Raw genomic sequence first — 14,549 nt, 5'->3', positions numbered from 1 at the left:
CTCGTCGTGAGTACACTCACCGAGAGAACCGGGCGCTTCGGCGCCGGGGCGCTCGCAATCGTCACGTCAATGCTCGTCGTTCTGAGCGGCTTCCTCGTGGTACCCGCGGCGCAGGCGGCGGAAGGGCCGACGATCACGGTGTCTCCGGCGGAGAACCTAGATCCTGCGGTTGAACAGACGCTGACGGTGGCTGGCACAGGATTCGTTGGTGACGCCGCGACGACAAAGAACGGTGTCTATGTGCTCTTTGGTGAGAAGAGTGTGTGGTCGGGCGGTGGCCCGCTCGTCTCGAACGGTTGGATCACGCAGGGCTGGGTGCAGGCGAGGAACATCGTCGACGGCGCTTTCACGACGACCGTCAAGGTCCCGGCGAACACGCTTGACCCCGCCAAGGAATATCACGTCGCGACTTCTGCTGCGCATGAACTCTCGGGCACTGTGCGCGCCCTTGACGCTTTCGCGTCCGTGACCGTGCAGCAGCCGGTGCCCGCTGCCGTCCCGACCGCCACCTCGCTTGTGGCTTCGGCGACGGCGGTGACTGCAGGCGACGAAGTGACGTTTACCGCAACTGTCGCACCCGCGGCCGACGGAACAGTTGTCTTCTCTGACGCGGGGACGCCGATCGGAGATGCCCAGCCTGTCGTCGCCGGGGTCGCGACGTTCGCCACCGCAGGCCTCGCCGTCGGTTCACACGCCGTGACCGCGACGTTCGTGCCGGCTGACCCGGCTGCGTTCGTCGGCTCGGTCTCGGCCGAAACCGCAGTCTCGGTCGCTGAGAAGACTGCCCCTGAACCTGTTAAGGCGTCGATTGAGGCGTCTGTGGTTGGGGCGACCGAGGCTGGGTTGCAGGTGTCGGCGACGGTGAAGAACATTGTGCTTCGTGATGCGGCTGATGTTCCTGACACGGGCAAGGCTGATGCTGGCGTGTACGTCGGGATCATTGAGAAGGATCGTGTTGCCGAGTACGGCAAGGATGCTGCTGCGGGTGCTGCGCAGGATTTCGCGTACAAGATGTTCATTAAGGACGGCGCTGTCACGCGGGATATTCCGGTGCCTGCGGCGAAGCTGGATCGTACGAAGCAGTATGTTGCGGTGACGTGGCTTGCGCATGGGATGTTGAACGATAGCCGGTACTTGGGTCAGGTTGATCTCGCGGTGTCTGACGCCCAGTGGGACAGCGTCTTTGGCGCGCCGAAGGCGTCGATTGAGGCGTCTGTGGTTGGGGCGACCGAGGCTGGGTTGCAGGTGTCGGCGACGGTGAAGAACATTGTGCTTCGTGATGCGGCTGATGTTCCTGACACGGGCAAGGCTGATGCTGGCGTGTACGTCGGGATCATTGAGAAGGATCGTGTTGCCGAGTACGGCAAGGATGCTGCTGCGGGTGCTGCGCAGGATTTCGCGTACAAGATGTTCATTAAGGACGGCGCTGTCACGCGGGATATTCCGGTGCCTGCGGCGAAGCTGGATCGTACGAAGCAGTATGTTGCGGTGACGTGGCTTGCGCATGGGATGTTGAACGATAGCCGGTACTTGGGTCAGGTTGATCTCGCGGTGTCTGACGCCCAGTGGGACAGCGTCTTCCCGAATGCGTTCACTCCTGACGTCCGGCTGTTCAAAGCAGATGGAGTCACTCCACTCGACCCGGCGCAAGAGGTAAACCCTGGCGACGAGATCGTCGTGCGCGGGACAGGCTTCGATCCGAGTTCGAACGTCAACTTCGGACGCCCGCCGGTGACCTCCGGCGACCCCGCGGGAAACTACGTGGTGTTCGGTGCCTTCGCACAGGATTGGAGCCCTGCGGGCGGTGTCGCCGGCACCCAGCGCGTCGTCGCTGATCAGCGTTGGGCGATGACAGACGAGACCTTCGTCAACATCGCTCCCATGTACAAGCCGATGGTCGCTGGGCAGCGTGTTCAGCTCACCGCGGCGGGCACCTTTGAAGCTCGACTGCAGGCCAAGGACATTCCTGAGGGCAAGACGGTGCCCGCCGGCGGCTCATACGGTGTGTTCGTTTACGCTGCCGGAACCACCTCAAACGCATCGCAGGAGTTTGGCCTGCGCCTGAACTACAAGGAAGAGCGCCCGACGAAGCCCGTGTACAATCCCGCGCTCAGCGTGTTCCTCGCAGACGGCACTACGAAGTACACGAATCAGGAACTCAAGGCCGGCGACAAACTCGTCGTGCGCGGCACGGGGTTCGACCCGTACGCCAACAAGCCCGCAAATAGCTCGGGCGGGGTCCCGATCCCCAACTCCCTTCCGCAGGGAACGTTCGTCGTGTTCGGCAGCTTCGCCGAGACCTGGCAGCCGTCAAAGGGTGCGTCCGCCGCAACACGGACGATGAACAAAGATTCACGCAAGTGGGCCCTCGCGAAAGACACGCTCGACGCGATCCCTGAGGCCTTCCGCGAGACGATTCGCAAGGAGTGGGTGCAGATCAACCCTGCCACCGGATCATTCGAGACGGAGATCACGCTCAACGCCCCCGACGAGGCGCTCGCGAAGGGAACGTACGGGATTTACACCTACGCCGGTGGTGCGGGCCAGGCCGTGAACGCTTCCCAGGAGCTCAGTGTCCCGGTGAACTTCAAGACGGCTGGCACAGTGGACCCCGAGCCTTCGATCACCGAGGGTGACCTGACCTGGGCTTTCAACACTGGCTGGAACGCCTACGTTCGGGGTATTGCGAACGGAACCATCACGGCCAGCGCTGGTGCGAAGGCCGACGCGGCTGGGAACACGACGTACACGCAGGTCAAGGGCGGCACCTACAACGCAAAGACCGGTACCGGGTCGATCCACTTCGCGGGAACTGTGCGGTACGTCAGCGAAGCGCACGGGTTCGATATCGCGCTGCGGAACCCGCAGATCACCTTCACTTCGAAGTCTGCGGCGACGCTCAGCATCGAGGTGTCGCAGGACGACGCTGCGGGTGTGTCTGCCATGAAGCGAATCAAGATCGCCACGATCACTCCCGGTGAGCTCGTCAAGAGCGAAGACGGGCGTCTGAACTGGGCTGGTGCGAAGGGTGTGTTCGCGAGCAACCTGCAGATCGATGCGTGGGAGCAGTACGCCAACAAAGCGACCGCACCGCTCTCATTCAGTTACGGTGCCGAGGCAGAAGTCCCGGTCGGCCCGACCGAGCCGACCAAGCCCGTGAAGCCCAATCCCACTCCGAAGCCGGTTCCGAAGCCGCGCCCCGTCGATACGGCGCAGCAGGCGGGGTCGCTGAGCTGGGGAATCTCGTCTGGTTTCCGTGACTACACCACGGGCCGGATCGCCAAGGGATCCATCAGCACGAGCGGCGTTGGTGCGAGCGGTGGCGCGTACCTCTTCCCGCAGGCAAACGGTGGCTCATGGGACAAGCAGGCCCAGACAGGCAGCGTCCAGTACTCGGGCGTGGTGACGTTCAGTGGACATAAGGGCCTCATGACTGAGACCTTCTCGAACCCGGTGATCACGGTCACAAGCGCCACTTCGGGAACGATCTCGGCGGGTGGGCGAAGCTTCGCCCTCGACCTTGGCTCGGCAAGTAAGAGCGTCGGCGCCAACGGCGCCGTCACTTGGAGCGGTGTGCCGGTCAGCGGCGCAATCTCCGGTGGGGGCAGCGCGGGCGGTGGCACGGGCGGGGGATCCTTCGCAGTGGATCCGCTCACCTTTACCGTTGGATCCGCCAGCCGCGTGAGCTACGGCGCGACGACCCAGACCGACCAGAAGGCCGCTCGCCAGGCCGCGGCGACTGCCCCGACAACCGAGGGCATTCGCGTCATCACGCCGGCCGACGAGATCGTGCCCGGCGGCGAGATCGAGTTCGTCGCAGCGGGCTTCGAAGCGGACGAGCGCGACATCCTTGTTGTCCTCTACTCCGACCCGATCGTTCTTGACGAGAAGGCCGGCGCCAGCTCGGTCGGTGAGGTTCGATGGATCGGCACGCTCCCCGATGACATCACGCCTGGCGAGCACACCATCACGCTTCAGGGCAGCAAGGACGCCGGTGCGGTGATCAAGGTTGTCAAGGAGAAGCCGAAGAAGAAGGCTCCGGTGGTGACCCAAGAGGAAGCTGCCGGGGACGTGACGACGCAGCGCATCGACGCTGCTGCGCCCGTGCCCGCGGATGGACCCGTGTGGATGTGGTGGGTCGGCGCTGGTGCACTTGTTGCTCTCGCCGTAGCGATGGGCGTGATCGTTGCGAATCAGCGACGTGCCGCCGCGGCTGCTACCGTCGGTAGTGGCACCACGCCAAGCGCATGAACCACGAGGAGAAACACGTGAGCAATCGACGCCAGCGACGAGCAGTCTCGGCGGGGGCTACCGCTGCCCTAATGGTCGCGGCTGGCCTCATCATTGGCCCGGCTGGTGCAGCAAACGCCCAGACCGCACCGGCGGAGTCCTGCGTGGTTACGGGGGCTGAACTGCGGTGGGGTGTGAAAGAGAGCTTCCGCAACTACATCAGTGGCAGCATTGCGAATGGCGAATGGACGACTGAGAACGGGGCGAGCTACGAGACCCCTGCCTTTAGCTGGCCAAACGGGGAGGGCACGGTAGCACCCGAGCTCGAGTCAGGTTCAGTGAAGTTCACCGGGGACGTGCACTTCACGGGCCACGGCGGCCTGATGAAACTCGATATCCGTGACCCTGAGCTTGTCTTCACCGGATCGGATTCGGCTCAGCTCGTATTGGGCATGGGCTCGACGGATACCGAGGAAGCCGAGCTGACCTACGAGCGAGTTGTCGCGGGCAAGGTCGACCTCTCCGGGTACGACGCAGGCGATGGATCGACGCTGTCGATTCCCAGCGCGCAGGTCCGGCTCACGGCCGAGGGTGCGGCTGCACTCAACGGCGACTACGGGGACTACGTTGCGGGTGCCGAGGTTGATCCGCTCTCTCTCACAATGTCAGTGAGCGGGTGCAGCCTCGCATCCTCTACGGGGGCCCAACCTCCGGCCGAGGAAGCTGAGACTCCTGCTCCAGAGACGCCTGAGGTGATCGCTCCGGCGCCTGAACAGCAGATCCCGTGGATCCCGATCATTATCGGTGGAGTGGCTCTCATTGCGATCGGTGTGACCTCGGGGATGCTCATCGCTGACAGGCGCAAGAACTCGGGCGCTGAATCGAGTGCGGAGGCACCGGAAGACTCAGCCGAGTAACCCCTGGACTGCCGGAGGGCCCTGGCGCACACAGTGCGCTGGGGCCCTTCTGCGTGCCAGCCGGGCGCGCGCCCCTCACTGCCTGCCGTCCGCGACCGCGGACGTACACGCTTGGCACCGATGCACCCGCTTGAGACGCCCGAAATCCGGGTACAACGGTGCCAAGCGGGTACATTGGCGCGCCCGGGCTGCGAGCCGGATGGGGCAGCGGGCCGGTTACCGGGCCAGACGCCGGGCGCGGGCGCCTGGGTGGGAGCTGCGCGCTGGAGCCGCGCGCCAGCCCCCTGGGCCGCGCCAGCCCCGGGGAACAGCACAGGGGCCGAGCCGCACCCGAAGGTACGACCCGGCCCCTGTGGCAAGTGGCTAGCGGGACTTAGAAGTCCATGCCTGCACCCGGGTCAGCTGCCATGGGAGCAGCGGGCTCGGGCTTGTCAGCGACAACTGCCTCGGTGGTGAGGAAGAGGCCTGCGATCGACGCTGCGTTCTGCAGAGCCGAGCGGGTGACCTTCACCGGGTCGTTGATGCCAGCAGCGAGCATGTCGACGTACTCGCCGGTCGCTGCGTTGAGGCCCTGGCCCACGGGGAGCTCCGAAACCTTGTGCGCGACGACGCCGGGCTCGAGGCCAGCGTTGAGGGCGATCTGCTTCAGCGGTGCCTCGATAGCGACCTGCACGATTGCCGCGCCGGTTGCCTCTTCGCCGGTGAGCTCGAGGTTAGCGAACGCCTTCGCGCCGGCCTGGATGAGTGCGACGCCGCCGCCGGGGACGATGCCCTCCTCAACAGCTGCCTTCGCGTTACGGACTGCGTCCTCAATGCGGTGCTTGCGCTCCTTGAGCTCGACCTCGGTCGCGGCTCCTGCCTTGATGACTGCGACGCCACCAGCGAGCTTCGCGAGGCGCTCCTGGAGCTTCTCGCGGTCGTAGTCGCTGTCGGTGTTGTCGATCTCGCGACGGATCTGCTGCACGCGGCCCTCGACCGCTTCCTTCTCGCCGCCACCCTGAACGATGGTGGTCTCATCCTTGGTGATGATGACCTTGCGAGCGGTACCGAGCATGTCGAGCGTTGCGTTCTCGAGCTTCAGGCCGACCTCTTCCGAGATGACCTGGCCGCCGGTGAGGATAGCGATGTCCTGCAGCATTGCCTTACGGCGATCGCCGAAGCCCGGAGCCTTGACGGCTGCCGACTTGAAGATGCCGCGGATCTTGTTGAGCACGAGCGTAGCGAGCGCCTCGCCCTCGACGTCCTCAGCGATGATGAGGAGCTGCTTGCCCGACTGGATAACCGGATCGACGACGGGGAGCAGGTCCTTGATGTTCGAGACCTTGCTGTTGACGACGAGGATGTAGGGGTCCTCGAAGACGACTTCCTGGCGGTCAGCGTCGGTGACGAAGTACGCCGAGAGGTAGCCCTTGTCGAAGCGCATGCCCTCGGTGAGCTCGAGCTCGGTGCCGAAGGTGTTCGACTCCTCGACGGTGACGACGCCCTCCTTGCCGACCTTGTCGATAGCCTCGGCGATCAGTGCGCCGATCTGCTCGTCAGCTGCGGAGATCGAAGCGGTTGCTGCGATCTCGGCGGTGGTCTCGATCTCCTTCGAGTTTGCGTGCAGCTCAGTGATGACCGCTGCCACAGCCTTCTCGATGCCCTTCTTCAGAGCGATGGGGTCGCTGCCAGCAGCAACGTTGCGGAGGCCCTCGCGCACGAGCGCCTGAGCGAGCACGGTTGCGGTGGTGGTTCCGTCACCTGCGACGTCGTCGGTCTTCTTCGCGACCTCCTTGACGAGCTCAGCGCCGATCTTCTCGTACGGATCGTCGAGCTCGATCTCCTTGGCGATCGAAACGCCATCGTTGGTGATCGTCGGGGCGCCCCACTTCTTCTCAAGGACGACGTTGCGGCCGCGCGGGCCCAGCGTCACCTTGACAGTGTCAGCGAGGATGTTGAGACCCCGCTCAAGGCCGCGACGTGCCTCTTCGTCAAACGCAATCATCTTTGCCATGTAATTCGCCCCTCCCGGACGTCTAGGGAAAGCGGCAGACACCACAGGTGTACTGCGCCAGGTTTAGCACTCAGTCGATCCGACTGCTAACTCCAATTTTGGCACTCAGGTGCTGAGAGTGCAAGGAGAGGCGCTCGCCCGCAGCGAACGGCAGAGCGAAGCGGAGAGGGATCCGCTTGGGCTACTTGCCGGGGCCGGCGTAGTCTGCGCCGATGAGCACGACGAGGTCTGCCTTGCCCTCGGCGGTTTCGGCGTACTCGGCGTTCAGGTAGGTCGAGACGCCGCCGAGTTTCTCCGCGAGGCCGAGTGCGGCGGCTTCGTTCTCGGCATCTGTGTAGAACACCGCTGAGATCGTTACATCGGTGGTTGCCGCGGGGACCGCGAGGATGATGGAGCCCCACTTCTCGTCGGTGATGACTGTCGCGAGGTTCTGCGCCATCGTGCCCTCCGCCGGCGTGCCGTCGAGCACCGCAACGGTTGCCGCGGGGTCGAGCTGCGGCTTCACCTTCGCCTCCGCCGTCGACGCTCCCCGCGTGGAGGGGAGGGGGAGCGTGCCCGCGGAGCCCGCGATGGTGACGCCAACGATGCCGATCGTCGTGAGGAGTGCGGCGCCGATCAGGCCGCCGAGCACGAAGTGCCAGGTGATGCGGGGCTGGGCGGTTACGCGGTGTGCGCCGACCCGGCCGTTCGACGTCGCATCGTCGAAACGGTCGGCGGGGTACTCGGAAGCGGCAGCGCGTCGCGAACGTACGCCATGCGCAGCTTCGTGTTCCTTCGTCACCCGTGATCCCCGTACTTCAGTAGCAAACGCCTCGAGTGGGCGCGTTAGGTTACCCGACCAAGAATACAGCGCGGGCGCGCGCTCCATCCTGAAAGGGCTCGGAATAGCTTACAAGGCCCCGAGCCAGGTGGGCTGGTTAGAGCGAATCCGGCGCGTAGATCGCGCGGGCGAGCGCGTCGATAACGTCGGGGGTGCGACCTGCGCTCGCGAAGAGCATGGAGTCGTTGATGTCAATGATCCTGCGCTTCTTGCCCGCGGTAGTGAGCGCGATGCTCGGCTGCGCCTCGATGAGCCCGTCGATGCCCTCCGTGCTCGTGAGGCCCTTCGACATGACGAGAATAATGTCGGGGTCCATCTTGACGAGCGCCTCGTCGGTCATGGGGCGCTCACCCTTCCAGCCCGCCTCCTCGGCCACGTCGATCACTCCGATCGACTTGAGCAGGGTATCGACGCCGCTGCCCTCGCCGAAGAGGTAGTAGATGCCCGCTCCGCCGCGCACGTACAGGAACGCGACGCGCGGCCGCTTGGCCTCGTCGGTCGGGATCAGGCGCGCGACCTCCTTCTCCTTCGCGGTGATGGCGTCGGCGACCTTCTGATTGAGTTCGGTCGCGGCGTCGGGGACCCCGAGGCCCGCGGCGAGCTGCTCGGTCGCCTCAGCGGAAGACGCAGGATCAACGGACCGCTTCACGACGATCACGGGCACGCCGGCGTTACGCATGACGTTCACGAAGTCGATGCCGCCGACGCTGAGGTCGGTGAAGATGACGCTCGGCTCGAGGCCGAGCACGGACTCCGCCTCGATGTCGTGGCCGCCGGTGACGACGAGGGGGAGTTTCTCGGAGCCGGGGAACACCGTCGTCGCGTCGCGGCCGATGAGCTGATCGCCGAGGCCGAGGTTGTAGACGATGTCGGCGAGCGTGCCCGTCAGCGAGATCGCGAGCACGCGCGACGTGTCGGTGACCTCGACGGGAACGTCTCCGCTGCGGTCGTGCGACTGGACTGTCACAGGAAGCTTCGCCTGCGGCTTCTCGGCGAGCGGCGTCACCGATGGGGCGCCGACAATGGCCGTCGTTGGCCCCTCGTAGTCCAGGGGGTTCTCGAGCGGGGTGAGCGAGTCGAGCGGCGGGAGCTCGACGGTCTCAACACTGCCAGTCGTGTCGCCGGGCCCGGCGGTCTGGCAGCCCGTCAGGGCAATGGCCAGGCCGAGCGCGAGGGCAACGGCAGTCCGGGTGCGAGAAGTGCGAGCCTTGAGCATCGATCCCCTTTTCATATGTATGACCTGAGCAAGCTTAACCTCACGAAGATATGATGAAGTGTGAGTTCTTTCAGAAGGCTCGCACGTACACGGCGCCCCGCGCGCCCAGATCTCCTAGAAAGCGTCTCGCGCGAGCATGAATAGCACAGGCCGCACATCGCCTACACGACGGAGCAGTCGCGCACCCATCCTCTTCGCAGTCCTTGCTGTGCTGCTCGTTCTCAGCGTGCTCGTGTCTGCTGGCACCGGCCAGCTCGCGATCCCGCCGCAGGAGGTGCTCGGCTCGATCCTGCACCGCGTTGGCATCGACTGGCTGCCGTTGCCGACGGTGCCCGCTGGCGATGAGGCGCTCTGGGCGATCCGCTTCCCGCGCGTCGCGATGGCCGTGCTCATCGGTATCGGGCTCTCGGTTTCCGGCCTCATCATGCAGGCGATCTTCGGGAACCCGCTCGCCGAGCCCGGCGTCATCGGCATCTCGTCGGGCGCCGCGGTTGGAGCGGGCATCTCGATTGTGTTCGGCCTCACGGTCTTCGGCCAGTGGACGACGGCGATCCTCGCGTTCATCACGGGCCTCATCGCGACGCTCATCGTCTACTCGATGAGCCGGGCCGACGGTCGCACCGAGGTCGTCACGCTCGTGCTCACCGGTATCGCCGTCAACGCGATCGGCGGCGCCGCGATCGCGGCGCTCACCTTCATGGGCGACACGCAGTCGCGCGAGGCGATTGTCTTCTGGCAGCTCGGCAGCCTGAAGGGGATGAGCTGGTCGCAGGTGCTCGTCGTCACGCCGATCATCGCTATCGGCCTCATCGCCGCCTACGTGTCGTCGCGGAAGCTGGATCTCCTCGCCCTCGGAGAGCGCAACGCGCGCCACCTTGGAGTGAACGTTGAGCTGTTGCGGATCGGCATGATCCTCGTCGTCTCGCTGCTCGTCGGTGCGGCGGTCGCGTTCGCGGGCATCATCTCGTTCGTCGGCCTCGTGATCCCGCACCTCATGCGCATGATTCTCGGCCCCGCCCACCTGCCGCTCGTGACCGCGACTGCGCTTGCGGGCGCGCTGCTCATGACGCTCGCCGACCTTGCCGCGCGCACGCTCGTGCCGATGGCCGAGCTGCCGATCGGCATTCTCACCGCGCTCGTTGGCGGCCCGTTCTTCTTCTGGCTGCTCAGGCGAACTCGCAAGCGCTCGGGAGGGTGGGGATAATGAACGCACGACACATCGCACTCCCGACAGTCGCCGAGCGCGGCACCGTCGTCTGCGCCGCCGACGCCGTCACCATTGAGCGCGGGCGCAAGAAGCTGCTCGATAGCGTCTCGCTCGATGTTCGCGCCGGCGAGGTGCTCTCGCTGCTCGGGCCGAACGGCGCCGGGAAGTCAACGCTCTTGAGCCTCCTCTCGGGCGACGTTGAACCCGACGCCGGCGGCGTGCAGTTCGGGGGCAAGTCGCTCGACGACTGGTCGCTCGTTGACCTCTCGCGCCGCCGCTCCGTGCTGCTGCAAGAGAACCAGCTGCTGTTCCCGTTCACCGTGCACCAGGTCGTAGAGATGGGGCGAGCGCCGTGGCGCCGCACGCCGCTCGAGGACGACGACAACGAGGCGATCGGTGAGGCCATCGCGGCTACCGACATCGGCCACCTCGGGCACCGCAGGGTCCCGTCGCTGTCTGGCGGAGAGCGTGCCCGCACCGCCTTCGCCCGGGTGATCGCCGGCCGCACCGGCGTGCTCATGCTCGACGAGCCGACCGCCGCGCTCGACCTCGGGCACCAGGAGGCCGTGCTGACGCTCGCCCGCGAGCGCGCCGCCGCCGGCGACGCGGTGCTCATCGTGCTGCACGACCTGAACCTTGCGAGCGCCTACTCCGACCGGATCGCGCTGTTGCGGCAGGGCAAGATTGTCGCGAACGGCGCACCCGACGAGGTGCTTGAGGCCGATGTGCTCACCGATGTGTACCGCACGCCGGTCGAGGTGATCCGCCATCCGGTGACGGGGCAGCGGATCGTGCTGCCGAACCGGGCCGCGTAACCGGTCGGCTGCTCTGCTTTTCGGCCTCTCGGCGTCGGCGACAGTTTTCCGCGCGCCGAATTTTACGCGCGCGGTCCGGCGCTGATAAAGTGGTTCGCTGTACGGGCGTGAAGCTCGCACGGGTCCTTAGCTCAGTTGGTAGAGCGCGTCGTTCGCAATGACGAGGTCAGGGGTTCAATTCCCCTAGGATCCACCATTTCTTCGCTTCGACCGTGAGTGCGCTCGCCGGGGCTGTGCATGCGCCGCGGTTGTACTGCCTGGCCACGCTCTTCTCCGAGCGGTCTCGCCGAACATGCAGTTCCCCTCCGAAGCGTCGCTTACCGACTGTTGGGAAGGGGGTGCGCCGCGGGGAAGGGGCGAAGTGGCGGGCGCCGCCGGGCGGGGCGGCTGCCGGGCGGGGCGGCCCACCCATCTACGCCCCCGCGAGCTCCAACCGCAGCAGCGTTACGCGAGTTGCGGCCTCGCGCAGCCGATCCTCCGAGAGCGCGCCCGACGCGACCGCGGCCGTCACCCCGTCGACGAGCGCTGTCACGCCCGCGGCGTCCATGCCGATGACGGTGAGCGCGAGGTCTGCGCCCGCGGAGAGCGCGGTGACGGTTGTGGCGACGGGATCCTGATACTCGGGGACGCCGCTCGAGCGGAGCATGCCGAGGTCATCGGTGACGGTGACGCCCTCGAAGCCGAGCTCGTCGCGCGCGATCGCGTACCACTCGGGCGAGAGCGAGGCAGGCGAGGGGGAGACGGCCGTGTAAGCGAGGTGGCCGAACATGAGCAGCTCGGCTCCGGCCTCGATGCCCGCCGAGAACGGTGCAGCCGTGTCGGAGCGCCAGTCGGTGAGCGACAGCTCCGCCTGCGGGATCGCGGTGTGCGAGTCAGCCGCGGTGACTCCGTGCCCGGGGAAGTGCTTGAGCGTTGTCGCGATGCGCCCCCGCTCGCCCTCGACGGCGGCTGCGACGCGCGGCGCGGCCTCGGGGCCCGTGTTTCCGAGTGAGCGCGCGAAGATGAAGCTGAACTCGTCGCCGGTCACGTCGGCGACGACCCCGAAATTGACGTTGATGCCGGCAGCGCTCAGCAGGTCGGCGCGGCCGCGGAACGCGTCGGCGGTCGTCTGGGCGGGTTCGCCCCGCAGCGTGTCGGCGCCCGGGAGCGTGTCCCACGGTAGGCGGGTCACGAGCCCACCCTCCTCGTCGATGGCGACGAGCGGCGGGAGTGCCTCGTCTGTCGTGAGCTGCGCGGTGAGGGCGCCAAGCTCTTCGGGGGTGCCCGGCACGTTCGCGCCCATGATGATGAACCCGCCGATGCCGGAGTCGAGCATGAGCTGGTGCAGTTGCACCGGGTCGGTCGTCGGAATCGAGGCCATGATCACGCTGCCGGCCAACTCTCGGGTCGATGCTGCCGCCACCCAGTCGCGGGCCGCGGCGGCGCGCAGCTCCTCCGGCGGGGGTGGCGGCGGTGTGGTTGGCGCGGTCGACGTCGGCGCGGGCGGTGCCGTCGCTGGCTCGGCCGCGCACCCCATCAGTCCCGCGGCCAGAGCGGCGCTGGCGGCGAGGAGCGTGGCTGCGCGGCGCGGCAGGGCGCGGGAGAGGGATCGCATACCCAGATTCTAGGGCCGTCAGAGGTAGATCGGAGCCTTCCCACAGGCCAGGCGGGCCCACGAGCCGGTGCGGCAAGTGGTCCATTGCGACACGCTCAAAGTGGGCCTTGAAGGAAACCAAAACGCTCGAGAGGGTGGTGAACATGAACGATCAGACACAGCCCACATCCGCCTACCAGCCGCACAACGCCGCGCACGCCGCGCTCACCGACCGCTTCCGCGGCGGCGTCATCATGGACGTCGTGACCGCCGAGCAGGCGCGAGTCGCCGAGCAGTCGGGCGCGGTCGCCGTGATGGCGCTGGAGCGCGTGCCCGCCGACATTCGCGCGCAGGGCGGCGTCGCACGCATGAGCGACCCCGACCTCATCGACGGGATTCGGGCGGCGGTGTCGATCCCAGTCATGGCGAAGGCCCGCATCGGCCACTTCGTCGAAGCACAGGTGCTTGCGGCCCTCGGCGTCGACTACGTCGATGAGAGCGAGGTGCTCTCGCCAGCGGACTACGTGCACCACATTAACAAGCGCGAGTTCGACGTACCGTTCGTGTGCGGCGCGACGAATCTGGGCGAGGCGCTGCGGCGGGTCGCAGAGGGTGCCGCGATGATCCGGTCGAAGGGAGAAGCTGGAACGGGCGACGTCTCGGAGGCGACGCGGCACATCCGCACGATCAAGGCCGAGATAGCAAGGCTCAGCGCGCTGAGCTCGGACGAGCTGTTCGTCGCGGCGAAGGAGCTCCAGGCGCCGCTCGACCTCGTCACCCAGGTCGCCCGCGACGGCCGCCTGCCCGTGCCGCTCTTCACGGCCGGCGGTATCGCGACGCCCGCAGACGCCGCGATGATGATGCAGCTCGGAGCCGACGGCGTGTTCGTTGGCTCGGGCATCTTCAAGTCGCACGACCCCGAGCGCCGGGCGGTCGCGGTCGTGCGGGCGACGCAGAACTTCAGGGACGCTGGCGTGATCGCCGAGGTCTCACGCGGGCTCGGAGAGGCGATGGTTGGCATCAACGTCGCAGACCTGCCCGCGCCGCACAGGCTCGCCGAGCGCGGCTGGTAAGCGGGGGTACGGCCCCGACCAGAACTACACTGGTCGGGTGTCGTTTTCCCTCTGGCTCTCGCTGCTGACCGCGTGCATCGTGATTAGCTTCACTCCCGGAGCCGGCGCAATCAACACGATGTCGAACGCCCTCGCGAGCGGCTGGCGGCGATCGATCTGGGGCATCGTCGGGCAGGTCGTCGCCCTCATCGTGCACATCGTGATCGTCGCCGCAGGCGTCGGGGTGTTCGTCGCGAAGTCGCCAGCTCTCTTCGCGGGCATCCGGTACGCTGGCGCGGCGTACCTCATCTACCTCGGTGTGCGGATGGCCCTCACGAAGCCCGCACCTGCGACCGCCGGTGACGTTGTTGTCGTGCCGCACGTGACGAACCGGGCGATGCTGCTGCGTGGCCTGTGGGTCAACCTACTGAACCCAAAGGCGATCGTGTTCTTCCTCGCCTTTATCCCGCAGTTCGTACGCCTCGATCAGCCGCAGCTCCCGCAGTACGTCATTCTCGGGGCGACGGCGGTCGTTGTTGACGTGCTCGTGATGTGGTTCTTCTACGCCGCCGCGGCGAAGCCGTTCGGCCGCTTCGCGTCGACCGTGCGGGGGCAACGGGTGCTGAACACGGTTTTTGGCGCGCTCTTCGTGCTTGTCGCAGCGGTCTTGTTGGTCATCCACTGAGATCGTCTACCCCCGAATATTCTCCTGTCACGGAACGGCAG

10 protein-coding genes and 1 tRNA gene are annotated in these 14,549 nt (G+C 66.4%); 7 read left to right on the top strand and 4 right to left on the bottom strand.

Features of this window, described 5'->3' with window-relative positions:
- Positions 1 to 6: 6 nt before the first annotated feature.
- Both FB468_RS08825 and FB468_RS08820 read left to right on the top strand, forming a co-directional pair.
- A complete protein-coding gene (locus tag FB468_RS08825; RefSeq protein ID WP_141887014.1) occupies positions 7 to 4,251 on the top strand; it encodes an HtaA domain-containing protein in 4,245 nt (1,414 codons plus the stop codon).
- Between the two features lie 17 nt (positions 4,252 to 4,268).
- The gene (locus FB468_RS08820; protein ID WP_170219685.1) at positions 4,269 to 5,147 is read left to right on the top strand and encodes an HtaA domain-containing protein; all 879 of its coding nucleotides are present in this window, start codon (positions 4,269 to 4,271) and stop codon (positions 5,145 to 5,147) included.
- Positions 5,148 to 5,520: 373 nt separating this feature from the next.
- Here FB468_RS08820 and groL read toward each other — a convergent pair whose 3' ends face one another.
- From groL to FB468_RS08805, 3 genes are all read right to left on the bottom strand, one after another.
- Positions 5,521 to 7,140, bottom strand: coding sequence for a chaperonin GroEL (gene groL / locus FB468_RS08815; protein ID WP_121078806.1), 1,620 nt, complete (start codon positions 7,138 to 7,140; stop codon positions 5,521 to 5,523).
- A gap of 181 nt (positions 7,141 to 7,321) precedes the next feature.
- Positions 7,322 to 7,921, bottom strand: a complete 600-nt coding sequence (locus FB468_RS08810) for a LytR C-terminal domain-containing protein (protein WP_170219684.1) — start codon at positions 7,919 to 7,921, stop codon at positions 7,322 to 7,324.
- Positions 7,922 to 8,057: 136 nt separating this feature from the next.
- On the bottom strand, positions 8,058 to 9,176 hold the full coding sequence (locus FB468_RS08805; protein ID WP_141887011.1) for a heme/hemin ABC transporter substrate-binding protein: 1,119 nt from the start codon (positions 9,174 to 9,176) through the stop codon (positions 8,058 to 8,060).
- 136 nt (positions 9,177 to 9,312) lie between these two features.
- Between FB468_RS08805 and FB468_RS08800 the strand changes: the two genes are divergently transcribed.
- The 3 genes from FB468_RS08800 to FB468_RS08790 all read left to right on the top strand — a co-directional run bounded on the left by FB468_RS08800 (position 9,313) and on the right by FB468_RS08790 (position 11,394).
- Positions 9,313 to 10,380, top strand: coding sequence for a FecCD family ABC transporter permease (locus FB468_RS08800; protein WP_141887010.1), 1,068 nt, complete (start codon positions 9,313 to 9,315; stop codon positions 10,378 to 10,380).
- Positions 10,380 to 11,198, top strand: coding sequence for a heme ABC transporter ATP-binding protein (locus FB468_RS08795; protein ID WP_211359112.1), 819 nt, complete (start codon positions 10,380 to 10,382; stop codon positions 11,196 to 11,198). The genes FB468_RS08800 and FB468_RS08795 overlap by 1 nt, the downstream gene beginning before the upstream one ends.
- A gap of 120 nt (positions 11,199 to 11,318) precedes the next feature.
- Positions 11,319 to 11,394 (top strand) — tRNA-Ala (locus FB468_RS08790).
- Positions 11,395 to 11,610: 216 nt separating this feature from the next.
- Here the strand turns inward: FB468_RS08790 and FB468_RS08785 are convergent.
- Positions 11,611 to 12,792, bottom strand: coding sequence for a glycoside hydrolase family 3 N-terminal domain-containing protein (locus FB468_RS08785; RefSeq protein ID WP_141887008.1), 1,182 nt, complete (start codon positions 12,790 to 12,792; stop codon positions 11,611 to 11,613).
- 143 nt (positions 12,793 to 12,935) lie between these two features.
- Here FB468_RS08785 and pdxS point away from each other — a divergent pair, with 143 nt between their 5' ends.
- A complete protein-coding gene (pdxS, locus tag FB468_RS08780; RefSeq protein WP_141887007.1) occupies positions 12,936 to 13,844 on the top strand; it encodes a pyridoxal 5'-phosphate synthase lyase subunit PdxS in 909 nt (302 codons plus the stop codon).
- Between the two features lie 37 nt (positions 13,845 to 13,881).
- The gene (locus FB468_RS08775) at positions 13,882 to 14,508 is read left to right on the top strand and encodes a LysE family transporter (protein ID WP_141887006.1); all 627 of its coding nucleotides are present in this window, start codon (positions 13,882 to 13,884) and stop codon (positions 14,506 to 14,508) included.
- The last annotated feature ends 41 nt before the right edge of the window (positions 14,509 to 14,549 follow it).

Source organism: Leucobacter komagatae (genome assembly GCF_006716085.1).
GTDB lineage: Bacteria > Actinomycetota > Actinomycetes > Actinomycetales > Microbacteriaceae > Leucobacter > Leucobacter komagatae.
Note: the sequence above shows the minus strand (reverse complement) of the source record. Positions and strands in the feature narration are given on the sequence as shown.